Here is a 14,100-nt window from a genome sequence, read left to right on the forward strand (position 1 = left end):
CGGGGGGTGGGACGAGGACCTACCCGCCAGTAGGCGTCGTGACGTTGTCCCCGGAGCGGGGAAGATCGGCCCCGGCCGGGTCGAGAGGAGCGTGTCGGTACGTTTGTGGCGAGAACCGTGCCGACCGGGTCCTCTCGATGGGCGGGCCTGGTCAGCGACGAGGCGTGGCGGTCCCAGCTGGTGCATGGACCGCTCCACCGCCGACCATCCCCAGACGCGTCATCAGTTCGTCAATTCGCGTCAGCCGAGCCCGCGGGATTGTTCGACCTCAAGCAACAGCCGGTTGACGACGTGCGCGCTGGCTTGGACGTCACGCAGCTGGTTCCCGCGGGCTAGGGCGAACATGGCGGAGCCGCCGGTATGGATGGTGATCCCCACCCTCTTGCCGGTGAGCAAGAAGCCGACGCCAACAACGAGGGCACCCAAACTGATGAGGAGCGGGGTCGCCTGGGTCATGCCATACCAGTGGTAGGTCCAGACCTCTTTGAGTAAGTAGCACATCACGAGCAGCGCCGAGCAGCCGATGAGGATATTGCGGCTGCGCAGGTGCATCCCGCTGGTGATCTGTTCGACGCTGGAGTGCGGCGCCGATGAAACAACGTAGCCGAGCGGAAAGATGCCGAAGATCGTGTTGGGATGGCGCACGACGATGCGTTTGTCGGTCACGGTCAGCAAGGTCAACAAGTGCGGCGCCAGCAGCCTCGGTGCGAAGTTCACCTGGTAGAGCTGGCGCTCCCCAGGCATTAACCCGACTTCCGGTGCGCCGGAATAGAGTTCGGCGTTGGTGCGGACAGAGTCGGTGCGGACAGAGGTGGCAGCGCCGATCGGAGTTGAGGCCGCGATCGGGCTCGATGGGGGAATGGTGGCGCTCCCGGTCGCCGTCTGTGCGGGCATAGGGAAGCCTGCCGGTGTGGACCCCACCCGCCCCGGCGAAGGCAGGTGTCGGTCGTCGGCCCCCACGGCCGCCCCACACGCGATACAGAAGCGATCCCCGCTGTTCAGCGGCCTACCGCAGTGCGCACAGCGAACGTCCATGACCTGTCCTCCTCGGTGCGAAGTCCGCGGTCAACGTAGAACGCGTGTCAGCGTGGTGTCAGGTCCCTCTCCGCAGGGACATCCGACGCCCGGACGCGCGCCGCAGACCGTCAACGGCGGGCACCGGTCACCAGCCAGGCATCGCCGCGCACCCGCCACCACAACGGGACCGCACGGGCGAGCATGAACCACGAGAAGCCCACCCACAGCCACAGCATCGCCGTGGTCGGCGGGGTGTGCGGCGCCCAGGCGCGCACGATCAGCACCGCGGGCAGGTAGGCCGCGAGCGTAAGCGTCATCGCCCCCGCCAGCCAGCGGGCATCGCCGGCGCCGATGAGGACGCCGTCGACGACGAACACAAACGCCGCGAGCGGTTGGCTGAGGCCGGCGACGACCAGCCCGGCAGCAATCGTCGCCCGCAGCCCGGGATCGCTCGTGAACAGCACCGGCAGGACCCGGTGCAGCGCCAGCGTCCCAGCCCCCAGCGCCACCCCGCACCACAGCCCCCAGCGGATCATCACCGTGGTCGCCATCCGGGCGCCGGCCGCGTCACCGGCGCCGAGCGCCTTGCCGGTGATCGCCTGCCCGGCGATCGCGATCGCATCCAGCGCGAACGCGAGGAAGGTCCACATGGTCGCGGTCACCTGATGCGCCGCGAGCGGCACCTCCCCCAGCCCGGCGGCGGCCCAGGTGGTCAGCAACAGCACCCCGCGCAGGGCGAGTGTGCGCACCAGCAGCGGTATGCCGCCCAGCGCGGCCGCGAGCACCCGCCCCAGGTGGGGGCGCCACGAGGCATCCACGGCCGCGGCATACGAGCGCAGCACGAGGATCAGGCCCAGCGCCATACCCCATTGCGCGAAAACAGTTCCGATCGCGGAGCCGGCAATGCCCAGGTGGAGGCCATAGACCAGGGCGAGGTTGAGCGCAGCGTTGGCGCCAAAGCCCGCCGTCGCGGCGATCAGCGGGGTGCGGGTGTCCTGCAGCCCGCGGAAGACGCCCGTGCACGCGAGGACCACCAACATCGCCGGTATGCCGCCGGCCGCGATCCGCAGATAGGTCACCGCCTGCTCCAGCGCCTCCCCGGAGCCACCAAGTCCGCGGCACAACGGCCGGGCCGCGAGCGCCACCAGGCCACCGGAGGCGCAACCGAGCAGCAGCGCCAGCCAGCCGCCGTCGATGCCCGCCTCGATCGCGCCCAGCCGCGAGCCGGCGCCAACCTGACGCGCGACGACCGCCGTGGTGCCATAGGCGAGGAAGACGAACAGGTTCACCGCGGTCAGCAGCACCGCGCTCGCCAGGCCGAGCCCAGCCAGCGGCGCGGTGCCGAGGTGCCCGACGATAGCCGAATCGGCGAGCAGGAAGAGCGGCTCGGCGATCAGCGCGAGGAAGGCGGGGATGGCCAGGCGCGCGATCTCGCTGCCGGTCGCCGATGCCACGCGGCAATCATGGCCGAGCCACCCCACAAAGTTCTGCGCTCGCAAGTTCGCTCCGATACTTTGCGGGGACCCCGGCATTTGCCAGACGCGGCCTAGCCACCCCACAAAGCCCGGCGCGAGACGGGGCTGCCGGTCGGCACCGGGCGGCAGCCACCCTCGCCCGTTGCTCTTCGGAGCAATAGATTGTCCGAGGTGGAGACCCGCCTGTCCTATCGCGTCTATCTCGAGGACACCGATCAGCTCGGTGTCGTCTACTACGCCAACTACTTCAAGTATTTCGAGCGGGGCCGTTCCGAATGGCTGACCGCGGTCACCGGCCACGCCGTGGCGTCCTTCCAGCAGAGCGGCATCCTGCTCGTCGTGCACAAGGTCACCGCGACCTTCCGCAAGCCGGCGCTGCTGTGGGACACGATCGACGTGGTGTCCAGCTTCACCGTCGAATCGCCCTATCGCGGGCAGTTCAAGCAGCGGGTCGAGCGGGCCGGTGAGCTGCTCGTCGATGCGGTCATCGACCTGGTCGCTCTCGACACCAACCAGAACCTCGTCGAGCTGCCGCCGCAGTTGCGTGTCACGCCAGGTGCTTGAGCGCCTCGCGCGTGCTCAGCCCCGAGAGCACGTCCGCGCGCTCGGCGACGAAGGCGCGCACCCAGTCCGGGTTGATGCGCGCATACTGCCGCAGCGCCCAGCCGATCGCCTTGCGCACAAAAAACTCTCTCCCGTATGCCGTTCCCTCGACATTCGCGTCAATCACCGCTCCCAGCAACGCGATATCGGTGCGGTCGCCGAACGGCAACTGGCAGATGATCGCCACCCGGCGCAGCCATAGATCGTCGGCGACCGCCCAGTCAAGCATCCGCTCCGTCTCGGAATCCCGGTGCCGCAACAGGATCGGGGCGACGCTGTGGGTCGCGAGGTCGTCAACGTGATCCCACCACGCGCCGGTGACGACCAGGTGGCGATAGAGGCCCATCGCGGCGGGGTCTTGCCACGCGCGCGCCGAGCGGTGCTGGGCGAGGGCGGCCGCGGCATACCGCTCCTCGCGGAAGGCGGCGTCGTCAAACAACTCGCGCACCGCGTGCTCCCACTCCGTGCGCTCGGCCGGTGCGTATGCCGCGAGCACCGGCCGCAAGAGGAGCTTCAGTTCCCGGCTGGTCAGGCCGCGATAGGGCATCGCCGACTTCATGTAGCGCTGTTGCTGGATGGCGCGCTCCGGGTCACCGGCGCTGCGCAGCGCGGCCCGCACGGCGGCGACGATGTCGGTGCTCACCGGCCCATCATGCCCCTCGCCGGTCGCGTTGCTTGCTAGGTTGACGCCCATGTGCCGCAACATCCGGCCCCTGAACAACTTCGAGCCGCCGGCGACGAGCGCCGAGATCGAAGCCGCTGCGCTGCAATATGTCTGCAAGGTCGCCGGGACGACCAAGCCGAGTGCCGCGAACCAGGCGGCCTTCGACCGGGCGGTCGCCGAGATCGCCCACACGACTGCCCACCTGCTCGACGAACTCGTCACGACCGCGCCCAAGAAGGACCGCGAGGTCGAGGCGGCCAAGGCCCGCGCCCGCGCGGCCGAGCGCTACGGCCGCACGGCGTAGTCACCCGACACGGCCACCTCTCGTGGTGCCGGGGGCTCAGCCGGGCCGCCGCCCCCACGCCTTGGCGACGGTGACCGGGTCAGCGATACGCGCGCTGGAGCTTCGCCCGGCAAGGGCTTCCAGGAAGCTGTTGCGGCAGTAGAGTTCCGGCTGACCGGTCCAGCGGTTGCGCCAGTCGCTGCTCGTGCAGTCCCAGCGCAGGCCGGAGCCGACGCCAACGCCATACTTACCGTCGACGATCCGGTAGAACTGGACGACCCCCCACTGGTCGGCGCCGGGCCGCAGGCTCCGGCTGATGACTGCCGGAACGGTCGTCCGCTGGTTGTTGACCCCGGTCATGGTGTGGCAGTCGAGTGCCTCGTTGTGGCATTGGCCGCCATTGACCGAGAGCGTTGTCATCCAGTGGGGTGGCTGGGTCACTTCGGCACGGGAGTTGATGCCGTCACCATAGATGCGCCCGAATGCGAAGTAGCGGTTGACGATCGCCTGGACGAATCCGTTGCGCTTGTTGTCCGGGTAGGCGAACGCACCCCACGCGCGGGCGTGCCCGTGCGACCGGAAGGTCGCTAGCGTGTCGCGGGTCTCGGCGAGCACCTCGGCCTCGGTGTCGAGGGTCGTCAGGTCGGGGTAGGTTTTGCTCTGCGAGATCACCGACCAGCCGTAGCGGTCGCGCAGCCGGGCCAGGTCGGCCCAGGAGGACTCCAGGACGTAGTTGCGGGTGCACTGGCGCGTCGTCTCGTTGGCACGCGAGGTGACCACACCACCGACACCGAACAACCCACGCGCCAACAGGTCCTTGGCATTCTGCTCCAGTGTGCGGGCGTTCGCTGGTCGTCTGCTGCACCCCTCCCCGCCCGCGGCCTGCCAGCCCGCGCGGCCCCACATTATCGTGATGTAGCCAGGCCCGGGCGGATTGCTGCTCGCCGTGACGCCGAAGTCCACCGACATCCGCGGGCCTTTGGGGGTCTCGGCGTCGGAGGCATAGGTGGCCGCCCTCATCGTCGCAGTCGGCAGGTTGGTGGCGGTCAGCGCGAAGCTGCCGGTGCGGCCGCCAGTGCTCGAATCGGGGGTGAGCGCCGCCTTCAACGCGGTCCACCCGGTGGCGAAGGTCCCCGCGGTCGCGCTGGTCAGGTAGTCGCGGCAGCGCTGCTGCGCATCGGTGCGGCACAGGACGACCGACACCCGGGTGACCGGCTGGTCGGAGGAATAGCTCCCGGTGACCCGGACCGTGCCGTCGCGCAGCTGCGCCCCGGCCGTGGGAGTGCGTACGTGCACGGTGGGCTCGGTGGCCGTGGGCCCGGCGCCGGCGCTTGCTGCCCCGGCCGCGAGGGGAACCACGAGGGCCGCAGGCAGCGTGAGGGCGGCACGCCCGCGCGCGCGGCGGGGGCTGGTGGGGGTCGGCATACTCGCTCCCTGCTGTGGTGGGCCGAATGCGCGGGCGGCGATCAGGCCAGGCCGAGTTCGCGGGCTTCCTCCCACAGCTCGTCGCGGACCTGGGGGTGGGCGGCGTCGCGGATGAGGTGGCGCGCCTGGGCCTGCTGGGTGTATCCCCACAGTTCGGCGACGCCCTGCTCGGTGACGACGGCGGACTGTTGGAAGGAGGTGACCGGCTCATCGACGAGCGGGACGATCGAGGAGACGTTTGCCTTGGGATGCCACGAGCGCAACGCCATGAATGCCTGTCCGCCCGGGGAGTGCAGGGCGCCGACGATGAAGTCGGTTTGCCCGCCGAAGCCGGAATAGATGCGGGCATTGATCCGGGAGGCGTTGGCCTGGCCGAAGAGGTCGATCTCGAGGGCGGTGTTGATCGAGGTCATATGGCGCTGCAGCGAGATCAGTGCCGGGTCGTTGGTGCGCTCGGTGCGCATCATCCGCACCCGCGGGTTGCCGTCGACCCAGTCGTAGAGCTCGCGGGTGCCCATCATGAAGCTGCTGGTGAACGGGTGGTCGGGGTCCATGGCGCCGCCGCGCTCGAGGGCGAGGACACCGTCGGAGAAGGTCTCGGTCCACAGGCGCAGGCCCTGGTGGCCGAACAGCTGACCGAGGGTGGCGTCGGGGATGGCGCCGATCCCGGCCTGCAGGGTGGCGCCCTGGGGGACGCGGGCGGCGACTTGTTCGCCGATGCGCTGGCTGTCGGCGTCGGGGACGGCGGGGGCGTGCTCGGGCAACGGGGTGGAGACCTCGATGGCGAGGTCGACATAGTCGACGGGCAGCTGCGCGTCGCCGAAGGTGTAGGGCATCTGGTCGTTGATGACGGCGATGATTCGCCCGGAGCGGGCGCGGCAGGCCTCGATGGCCGCGGGCAGGATGTTGCATTCGATGCCGAGGCTGATCTGCCCGTCGCGGGGCGGGGCGGCGTGCACGACGACCGCGTCGGGTGGCAGCGGCCCCTTGAACAGGGAAGGGACGAGCGAGAGCCGGGCGGGGATATAGGCCAGCCCGGGATGTTTGCGCATCCCGCTGCCGACGAAGCAGGTCTCGGTGGTCACGCCCTCGCGCACCGGCGCCGCGGCGGGGCCGGCGTTGAGCGCGTGGATGATGTAGCTCTCCAGGGCCTGGTCGATGATCGGGATCGCGTCGGTCGGGATCGCGGCGTTGCCGCTGACCACGATGCGCGGGTTGTCCGGTAGGGAAGTCAGGGCGTTCTTGAGTCCGTCGGTCGACAGCGTCCGCATGGCCCCTAGTCTGCCAACAACCTGCCGCCGCCTGCACGGGCCTGGTCACCTGGCGGTCAGCGGGCGGGTCGGCTGTGGACGGACACGCCCGAGAGAACTTTTGTCCACAGCTGTGTATGAGCGTTTGCGCAGGTCAACGCCCTATGCAAGCGGTTACATCGGAGTTTCCACAGCGATTTCCCCCAGGTGTGCACAACGTCTGTCGGCGTGTTCCACAAGGTGTCCACACGGCATACACACGGGGTCCTTGGAGTGTCGCCGCGGGGTGAATTAGCGTGTGCCAGCTCCCCCGAATCCCTGCCGCCAAGCCGGGCTGTCGGTGGGGCCTGCGATCCTCGCACCAGCGAGTGACCAGCAATCTAGGAGGCAAGCGGCAGGTGTCCATCGCCCAGCTCAACGTCGGTGCCTATGGCTCCCCGGACGGCCCCGACATCGACCGGCTGCCGCCGCAGGATGTTTATGCCGAGCAGTCGGTTCTCGGCGGGATGCTGTTGTCCAAGGATGCGATTGCCGAGGCGGCCGAGCGGCTGAAGGCGAGCGATTTCTATCGGCCGGCGCACGAGCTGATCTTTGGCGCGATGATCGACCTGTTCGCCCGCGGCGAGCCGGTCGATGCGATCACCGTCGCCGACGAGATGACCAAGCGAGGCTCGTTGCAGCGGGTCGGCGGCCCGGCCTATCTGCACGATCTGGTCCAGCAGGTGCCGACCGCGGCCAATGTCGGCTATTACGCCCAGATCGTCGCCGAGCGGGCGGTGCTGCGCCAGCTGGTCGAGGCCGGCACCCGGATCGTGCAGCTGGGCTATGGCCAGGGCGAGGGCGATGTCGACGACATCGTCAATCGGGCCCAGGCCGAGATCTACCAGGTCGGCGAGAAGCGCGGCAGCGAGGACTACATCCCGCTCGCGCTGACCCTCGAAGAGACGCTCACCGAGATCGAGGTGGCCTCGGGCCGCAGCGACGAGTTCACCGGCGTCCCCACCGGCTTTGCCGAGCTCGACGAGCTGTTGCACGGCCTGCATAAGGGGCAGATGATCGTCGTCGCCGCCAGACCGGCTGTCGGGAAGTCGACCTTCGGCATGGACGTGGCCCGGTGCGCCGCGATCAAGCACAAGATGCCCACGGCGATCTTCAGCTTGGAAATGAGTCGCACCGAGATCTCGATGCGGGTGATCGCGGCCGAGGGCTCGATCCCGTTGCAGGAGTTGCGCAAGGGCACGCTCGGTGACGCGGGGTGGACCAAGATCGCCAAGGTGGTCGGCCGGATCTCCGACTCGCCGCTCTACATTGACGATTCGCCGAATATGTCGCTGATGGAGATCCGCGCCAAGTGCCGCCGGATCAAGCAGCAGCACAACCTCCAGCTCGTGGTCATCGACTACCTGCAGCTGATGAGTTCGGGCAAGAAGGTCGAGTCGCGCCAGCAAGAGGTCTCCGAGTTCTCCCGGGCGCTGAAGCTGCTCGCCAAGGAGTTGGAGGTTCCGGTGATCGCGATCTCCCAGCTCAACCGCGGCCCCGAGCAGCGCACCGATAAGCGCCCCCAGATGTCCGATCTTCGTGAAAGCGGTTCGATCGAGCAGGATGCCGACGTCGTGATTCTGCTCCACAAGGATCGCGAGCGCGAAGGCGAGGCCGACGTGCTCGTCGTCAAGCACCGCAACGGCCCCACCAAGGACATCGTCCTGGGCTTCCAGGGCCACTACGCCCGCTTCGCCAATATGGCCGCCAACTTCTAAGGAATTGTTGTCGAGATGCAGCCAAAACTGGAGTAGCTGCCGTTCCATGCAGTATTAACGGGACGTTATGCGTCCCGGGCGTTTTGCTTGGCGCACTTATGGGTGGTTCGAGTTGTCCGGCTTGGCTGACAGCCGGCTGACAGCCTGCGCGTATCGCGCGGCGTGTTGAAGTGTGGATGCGCGGATCGTGTACCATACTGAAGTCGAACCCCCCTCAAGGTTCGCTGGATTCAAGCTCAGGAGGTACACATGGGTCCGCTCTCGCCAACCGACGCGCTCGGCCCCCACGCTGGCCCTGTTCGCGAGCTGCTGGCAAGGGTGGTGCGTGATCGACACGACCGAGCCGCTGACGCGCACCAGGTGTCCGAGTCGCGATACGCAAGCGGATTCGGTACCCAGTGGCGGGACCTCCTCGATGACACGCGCGATGCGCTCACGGAGCGCGGCTTCCAATCCCACAAACTCGTTCCTGGCGGCTACGCCTTGCCTGTCGTCAACGACTCCCTGATCTACGTCTGGCGCGTCCCGAACAGCCCTGGCGCGATTTCCTCCTTCGCATCTAGCCCCACGCGGCAGAGCGGCTTCTCCGCACTGCCGCCTGACCCCATGCTCTTTGAGCCGGAACTCACTCATGGCCTGGGGTCGGACGACGAGGTTGACGCTGAGACGGAGTTTGAGCGAGTCCTACGGACCTCGATCGGCGGCGCGATGCCGTTGGTGCTCGTCCTTGTCGAGTCGTCGCCTCGGCAACTGCACTCGATCGATTGGGCCATCGCGGTGATGGACGCTGCAGGCAAAGTTGCGTTGCTTGGGAGAGAGTCGATCTGGGTAGCGGAGACGATTGGTGACGGCACCAATGCAGAGGTCGACGCTTTCGACAGCGGGATTCCGCCCGGACCCCGAATCGAGCCGCGCGAGGAGGAGGGATCGGGGCCCGATGCGTGAGGACCTCCCCAGCTTGTTCGAGGTCGCTAGCGCCGGAACGGGTCGCTTCGAGCCTGCCCGGCTAACGCAGGCCCGTGTCCGCGTCGGAATGAGTAAGACCGACCTCGCAAGTATGGTCGACGTTTCGCCCGCAGCGATTGGGCAGTACGAAGCCGGTATCAACGCGCCAAGAGAGGAAGTCCTGGGGCGGATCGCCAAGGCCCTCGATGCGCGAACGGACTTCTTCAACGTCGGGCGACCGCTCGCACGCCTTGACACAGTCAACGCTCATTTCCGCAGCCTGCGAGCGGCACGGGTAGCCGACCGCAACAAGGCACTGGCAACTGCCACCTTGGTATGGGAGCTGACCTTCGTTCTGGAGCGATTCATCAGACTCCCCGCAGCTGATCTGCCGGCGCTGCCCGTCGGGACTACACCGGTCCTTGCGGCTGCAGAGTTGCGAAGTCACTGGGGTCTACCTGACGGCCCTGTAAAGCACCTTGCTGCTACTGCCGAGTCCCATGGCATTGTGCTCGCGATCCGTCCGTTGCGAGAGATCGAAGACGTCGATGCCTTCTCAGTCGTCATCCTCGAGCGTCCAATTGTCGTCACGACGCCTCGCCGGACCGAGAATGTCTTCAAACACCGGTTCTCCTTGGCGCACGAGATCGGGCATCTGCTCCTCCATGGCGATGCCGGCGAGCCGACCGCAGCGATTGAGAAGGAAGCCGACGAGTTCGCCGCCGCGTTCCTCACGCCTGCTTCGGCGATGGACGCGGTGCTCCCGCAACGTCTCGACCTCGCCGCACTCGACCGACTCGCCAGGCTGTGGGGTGTGGCGCCGACTTCCTTGGTCCGTCGAATGGTCGAGCGCGGCCGCACGACTGAGTCGTCGGCGCGCCGGGCTTATCAACGCTTGGCGACCGCCTACGACAGTTCGGCGGATCCAACCAGCGCATATCCTGGCGAGCTGCCGACACTGCTGAGGAAGGCGGCCCAGCTGGCTGAAGGCCAAGGAGCGGGGGTGCACGTGCTCGCTGAGGCCTTGAAGTTGAGCCCGGCGCAGGTTCGAGATCTGCTGGGTCAACCCGATGAGCGCCCTCTCCTTCGCATCGTGGGTGACGACTAGCTGTTGCGTTCTTAACCAGGTCAGGTCGAGGCACCCAAGCGAACGACGCCTCGAAGCGCAGCGAAGTGGTCGAGGTAAGTTCTGAACTGAGCCAGCGTCGCGAGCGTGTAGAGGCCATCTATTTCGCCCGTGTCCCAGAGGTCCCAGATGCGCTTCAGATCAGCCATTCGCCCCTTCCAACCGATGCCGTCGACCACAGCCAGAGCCACTTGGCCCCCGGTCCTGGCGTCCGCCATCTCCTCGATCTCCCGCACCGCGTCGGACAACTTCGAGCCTGTCGAGTCGAAGCCCTTCGCTGCCACCGCAATCACGCAATCGCGACCGGTCGCTGGCACAGCGAGGTCGGCAGGAGCAGTTCGCCCGTTCCGCCCTACGAACCGCGCACGCGGGACATATGGGGCTCTTCCCAAACGAGAGTGTGGGGGGTGGCGCGTCGCTGCCGGGTTGAGGGTCGAGGTCTTCCGATGATGGAAGCTCTGACACTTCCCATCTGGAAGACCTCGACATGGCTGACGTTACCTTCACCTGCCCCGACCTGGACACCTTCACCGGTGTTGATGATCTCGGTCTGGTCATCACGGGGCAGCGGCTTGAGACCGGTCGTGCGGTGCTGGCCTGCCGGGTCCTCGAGCCCGATCCGTGGTGTCGGCGCTGCGGGAGCGAAGGCCGGGTGCGGGACACGGTGGTGCGCCGGCTGGCGCATGTCCCGTTCGGGTGGCGGCCAACAGTTTTGGAGATCACGGTCCGCCGCTACCGCTGCGGGGCGTGTGGGAAGGTGTGGCGCCAGGACACCAGCCGAGCAGCCGAGCCGCGCGCGAAGCTGTCCCGGGCCGCGCTGGCCTGGGCGTTGGAGGCGTTGGTCCTCTACCACCTGACGGTCGCCCGGGTCGCCGAGGCGTTGGCGGTGGCCTGGGACACCGCGAACGACGCGGTTCTGGCTGAAGGACGCCGGGTGTTGATCGATGACCCGGACCGGTTCAATGGTGTGGCCGTTGTGGGCGTGGACGAGCACTGTTGGCGGCACACCCGCAAGGGCGAGAAGTACGTCACCGTGATCATCGATCTGACGCCGGTGCGGGACAAGACGGGCCCGGCCCGGCTGCTGGATATGGTCGAGGGCCGCTCCTCAGCGGTGTTCGCGACCTGGCTCGCGGAGCGGGACCCGGCCTGGCGGGAGAGGATCGAGGTCGTCGCGATGGATGGCTTCACCGGGTACAAATCCGCGGCCGCCCAAGAACTCCCGTCCGCCACCGCGGTGATGGATCCGTTTCACGTGGTCCGCTTGGGCGGCGACGCTCTCGATCAGACACGCCGCCGGGTCCAGCAGGCCACGACCGGCCACCGCGGCCGCAAAGGCGATCCGCTGTATGCCGCGCGGCGGACCCTGCACACCGGCGCCGATCTGCTCACCGACCGCCAACGCGCCCGCATCGAGGCGTTGTTTGCCGTTGAGGACCATGTCGAGGTCGAAGCGACCTGGGGCATCTACCAGCGAATGATCGGCGCCTACCGCGATCCCGACCGTGCCGCCGCCAAGGCCCGGATGCAGGCTGTCATCGACTCCATCAGCGCCGGCGTCCCGGCCGCGCTCACCGAGATCATCACCTTGGGCCGGACCCTGAAGAAGCGCGCCGCGGACATCCTGGCCTACTTCGACCGGCCCGGCACCTCAAACGGCCCCACCGAGGCCTTGAACGGCCGGCTCGAACACCTGCGCGGCTCCGCCCTCGGGTTCCGGAACCTGACCAACTACATTGCCCGCAGTCTGCTCGAAGCCGGCGGATTCAGACCCCAACTACACTCTCGTTTGGGATGAGCCTTGCCGGCCGTGCCTGTGTTCCCCGCGCCACCACTGCCCTGGTCGAACGGCAGGAAGACCGTCGCCTCCCGAGCCAGCCGCGTCGTCATCGCCACCCGGTGCGGATCGACCGCGAAGTGCACCAACGATCGAGCCCGGAAGATCAGATCGTTGGGATTCCGATCCGTCCGGTACTGCGCCATCGCGTGTTCGACGGTCTGATGGGTCAGCGGATTCTTCAGCTCCGCCGTCGCCACCGGGATTCCGTTGACCACGAGCGTCATGTCGAGCGAGTCCGCCGGGTTCAACTCCGAGTGGTGCAGCTGCCGCACGACACAGAGCCGGTTCGCGGCATATCGCCTCGTCTGCTCCTCATTGAGTCCACTCGCCGGCTTGAAGAAGCACAGGCGCACGCTCACGCCGGAATCCTTCACCGGGGACCGCAGCACGCTGATCGTGCCGCGATGATCGAGCGCGTCGACAACGACCTTGAGGAACTTCTCCCGCGCCGTCGCCTCGCCCCCATGACGCGTGACCAACTGCTCCCACGCCTTCGGCTGCGACTCCTTGACGAAGTCGATGACCTCGTCGCCGAAAACCCCGGCCTTCCGGTCGTATGCCGCGGGCGCCAGTGTGTGCCAACCGTGCCCGAGCAGGTGGGCCTCGATGTTTGCCTCGAACGCCGACTCGTGGGTGATGCTCATTACGTGCTCCCTCGCGGTCCGGTGCCGGGTGTCAATGTGCGTGAGGTGGCGGCATCGACCAGCGTTGCGGCGGCCCGCAGGGCGCGGATCCGATCGCTGTCGCTGATGAAGGTCGAGCCGTAGTGCGCGCCGGGCTTGAGACGGATCAACTTGCTCAGTTCAGCCCCGAGCTTCTTGTCCGTTCGGGCGAGCACGCGGGCGGCTTCGGCGTGGTCCTCACCGGCATACCTGCTGCCGGTCGCGGCCACGCAGATCGCGTCGGAAGCGGCGATGCCGGCGAGCACGGCGACACCCACGACGACGTTGTTGGCGCCGGGGCCCTCCTCGGTGGCGGCCAGGTCCGCCACCTCGAGATAACGAGCAGCAATGATCCGCCGGTTGCGTGCGTCGGCCGGGGTGCCGCGGCGCAGTCGCTCTGGGCTCATCGGCGTCTCCGGGCCTTCGGTGCGGGTTCGCGCAGGAGCGTCGTCAACGACGGGCCGGCCAGCCGGATCGCGTCATCACGCCAGGATTCGAAGAGCGGCTCGCGCGCCGCCTGCGCCCTGCGGAGATCATCCACGGTCGTGTCGAGCCAGGACAGGTCGTTGCCCGTCCAGGCGTGGACGCGCTCCTCGAGATCAGCGAGCTGAGCATCCCAGGACTGTTGCCGCTGCGGGCTCGACAGGTCCGGGCGGACCACGAGGACATCGATGTCCGACGTCGTGCCCGCCTCGCCTCGCGCGACGGAACCATAGAGTGCGGCATGCAGCGGACGGATGCCCCACGAACTGATGGCCTCGCTCAGACGATTTCGAAGCTCATCCCCGGCGCCCACCATGGTCAGGACAGACCTGGCCAGCAGGTGCTCCCGATTGAGCCGGAACAGCTTGGCCCGCCCCGCCGGCTCTACGGTGACCAACCCCTGAGCGACAAGGCGGTTCAGCGCGCGCAGCGTCGACGGGTGCGTGTCTTCGCCCGCCAGTTCAGCCACCCGGCGCCCGGTGAGTGGCGTCTCGGTGTGGGCAAGGACGGTCAACGCACCAGCGTCAGCCTCGGGCAGCAGAGAGGCCAAGGGCGAGGACAGGTTCACCC

The 14,100-nt window shown here is 67.8% G+C and carries 15 protein-coding genes and 1 pseudogene; 6 read left to right on the forward strand and 10 right to left on the reverse strand.

Annotated features, from left to right (window positions below; genetic code table 11):
• Nucleotides 1–240: 240 nt before the first annotated feature.
• The 3 genes and pseudogenes from V9G19_RS03730 to V9G19_RS03740 form a co-directional block, all read right to left on the reverse strand.
• Entirely contained in the window at nt 241–894 is a 654-nt protein-coding gene (locus V9G19_RS03730; RefSeq protein ID WP_462284298.1) for a hypothetical protein, read from the reverse strand.
• A gap of 69 nt (nt 895–963) precedes the next feature.
• Nucleotides 964–1,035: pseudogene (locus V9G19_RS03735) on the reverse strand (zinc-ribbon domain-containing protein); the annotation flags it as partial.
• 110 nt (nt 1,036–1,145) lie between these two features.
• A complete protein-coding gene (locus V9G19_RS03740) occupies nt 1,146–2,471 on the reverse strand; it encodes an MATE family efflux transporter (protein ID WP_462284144.1) in 1,326 nt (441 codons plus the stop codon).
• A 192-nt stretch (nt 2,472–2,663) separates the two neighbouring features.
• On the opposite strand from V9G19_RS03740, the gene V9G19_RS03745 reads away from it, so the two are divergent.
• Nucleotides 2,664–3,056, forward strand: a complete 393-nt coding sequence (locus V9G19_RS03745; RefSeq protein WP_462284145.1) for a thioesterase family protein — start codon at nt 2,664–2,666, stop codon at nt 3,054–3,056.
• On the opposite strand, the gene V9G19_RS03750 is transcribed toward V9G19_RS03745, so the two are convergent.
• Complete coding sequence (locus V9G19_RS03750) at nt 3,040–3,738, reverse strand: DNA alkylation repair protein (RefSeq protein WP_462284146.1); 699 nt, start codon at nt 3,736–3,738, stop codon at nt 3,040–3,042. The two genes, V9G19_RS03745 and V9G19_RS03750, sit on opposite strands and share 17 nt — an antisense overlap.
• 49 nt (nt 3,739–3,787) lie before the next feature.
• Here V9G19_RS03750 and V9G19_RS03755 point away from each other — a divergent pair, with 49 nt between their 5' ends.
• Nucleotides 3,788–4,063, forward strand: coding sequence for a DUF2277 domain-containing protein (locus V9G19_RS03755; RefSeq protein ID WP_462284147.1), 276 nt, complete (start codon nt 3,788–3,790; stop codon nt 4,061–4,063).
• A gap of 36 nt (nt 4,064–4,099) precedes the next feature.
• Here V9G19_RS03755 and V9G19_RS03760 read toward each other — a convergent pair whose 3' ends face one another.
• On the reverse strand, nt 4,100–5,467 hold the full coding sequence (locus tag V9G19_RS03760; protein WP_462284148.1) for an Ig-like domain-containing protein: 1,368 nt from the start codon (nt 5,465–5,467) through the stop codon (nt 4,100–4,102).
• A gap of 41 nt (nt 5,468–5,508) precedes the next feature.
• The gene (locus V9G19_RS03765) at nt 5,509–6,738 is read right to left on the reverse strand and encodes an acetyl-CoA hydrolase/transferase family protein (protein WP_462284149.1); all 1,230 of its coding nucleotides are present in this window, start codon (nt 6,736–6,738) and stop codon (nt 5,509–5,511) included.
• A 377-nt stretch (nt 6,739–7,115) separates the two neighbouring features.
• Here V9G19_RS03765 and dnaB point away from each other — a divergent pair, with 377 nt between their 5' ends.
• The 3 genes from dnaB to V9G19_RS03780 all read left to right on the forward strand — a co-directional run bounded on the left by dnaB (nt 7,116) and on the right by V9G19_RS03780 (nt 10,527).
• Complete coding sequence (gene dnaB, locus V9G19_RS03770) at nt 7,116–8,474, forward strand: replicative DNA helicase (RefSeq protein ID WP_462284150.1); 1,359 nt, start codon at nt 7,116–7,118, stop codon at nt 8,472–8,474.
• A 249-nt stretch (nt 8,475–8,723) separates the two neighbouring features.
• Nucleotides 8,724–9,419 carry a hypothetical protein gene (locus V9G19_RS03775; RefSeq protein WP_462284151.1) on the forward strand — a complete coding sequence of 232 codons (696 nt, stop codon included), beginning with the start codon at nt 8,724–8,726 and terminating at the stop codon, nt 9,417–9,419.
• Nucleotides 9,412–10,527, forward strand: coding sequence for an XRE family transcriptional regulator (locus tag V9G19_RS03780; protein WP_462284152.1), 1,116 nt, complete (start codon nt 9,412–9,414; stop codon nt 10,525–10,527). The genes V9G19_RS03775 and V9G19_RS03780 overlap by 8 nt, the downstream gene beginning before the upstream one ends.
• A 20-nt stretch (nt 10,528–10,547) precedes the next feature.
• On the opposite strand, the gene V9G19_RS03785 is transcribed toward V9G19_RS03780, so the two are convergent.
• Entirely contained in the window at nt 10,548–10,829 is a 282-nt protein-coding gene (locus V9G19_RS03785) for a hypothetical protein (RefSeq protein WP_462284153.1), read from the reverse strand.
• Nucleotides 10,830–11,032: 203 nt separating this feature from the next.
• On the opposite strand from V9G19_RS03785, the gene V9G19_RS03790 reads away from it, so the two are divergent.
• Complete coding sequence (locus V9G19_RS03790) at nt 11,033–12,343, forward strand: ISL3 family transposase (RefSeq protein WP_462283955.1); 1,311 nt, start codon at nt 11,033–11,035, stop codon at nt 12,341–12,343.
• On the opposite strand, the gene V9G19_RS03795 is transcribed toward V9G19_RS03790, so the two are convergent.
• From V9G19_RS03795 to V9G19_RS03805, 3 genes are read right to left on the reverse strand one after another with little or no spacing between them, the layout of a single operon-like run.
• Nucleotides 12,277–13,029, reverse strand: a complete 753-nt coding sequence (locus tag V9G19_RS03795; protein WP_462284154.1) for a type I restriction endonuclease — start codon at nt 13,027–13,029, stop codon at nt 12,277–12,279. The two genes, V9G19_RS03790 and V9G19_RS03795, sit on opposite strands and share 67 nt — an antisense overlap.
• Nucleotides 13,029–13,454, reverse strand: a complete 426-nt coding sequence (locus V9G19_RS03800) for a hypothetical protein (protein WP_462284155.1) — start codon at nt 13,452–13,454, stop codon at nt 13,029–13,031. The genes V9G19_RS03795 and V9G19_RS03800 overlap by 1 nt, the downstream gene beginning before the upstream one ends.
• Nucleotides 13,451–14,098, reverse strand: coding sequence for a nucleotidyltransferase domain-containing protein (locus tag V9G19_RS03805; protein ID WP_462284156.1), 648 nt, complete (start codon nt 14,096–14,098; stop codon nt 13,451–13,453). Before V9G19_RS03805 ends, V9G19_RS03800 begins: the two co-directional genes overlap by 4 nt.
• Nucleotides 14,099–14,100 lie beyond the last annotated feature (2 nt).

It is taken from the genome of Nostocoides sp., from assembly GCF_037045025.1.
In the GTDB taxonomy this organism is placed as follows: domain Bacteria; phylum Actinomycetota; class Actinomycetes; order Actinomycetales; family Dermatophilaceae; genus Nostocoides_A.

Excerpts from the sequence above, each read along its gene's own strand:
- V9G19_RS03730 (WP_462284298.1), bottom strand. The coding sequence starts at position 894 with ATGCCCGCACAGACGGCGACCGGGAGCGCCACCATTCCCCCATCGAGC.
- V9G19_RS03755 (WP_462284147.1), top strand. The coding sequence starts at position 3,788 with ATGTGCCGCAACATCCGGCCCCTGAACAACTTCGAGCCGCCGGCGACG.
- V9G19_RS03760 (WP_462284148.1), bottom strand. The coding sequence starts at position 5,467 with ATGCCGACCCCCACCAGCCCCCGCCGCGCGCGCGGGCGTGCCGCCCTC.
- V9G19_RS03765 (WP_462284149.1), bottom strand. The coding sequence starts at position 6,738 with ATGCGGACGCTGTCGACCGACGGACTCAAGAACGCCCTGACTTCCCTA.
- V9G19_RS03775 (WP_462284151.1), top strand. The coding sequence starts at position 8,724 with ATGGGTCCGCTCTCGCCAACCGACGCGCTCGGCCCCCACGCTGGCCCT.
- V9G19_RS03780 (WP_462284152.1), top strand. The coding sequence starts at position 9,412 with ATGCGTGAGGACCTCCCCAGCTTGTTCGAGGTCGCTAGCGCCGGAACG.
- V9G19_RS03790 (WP_462283955.1), top strand. The coding sequence starts at position 11,033 with ATGGCTGACGTTACCTTCACCTGCCCCGACCTGGACACCTTCACCGGT.
- V9G19_RS03795 (WP_462284154.1), bottom strand. The coding sequence starts at position 13,029 with ATGAGCATCACCCACGAGTCGGCGTTCGAGGCAAACATCGAGGCCCAC.
- V9G19_RS03800 (WP_462284155.1), bottom strand. The coding sequence starts at position 13,454 with ATGAGCCCAGAGCGACTGCGCCGCGGCACCCCGGCCGACGCACGCAAC.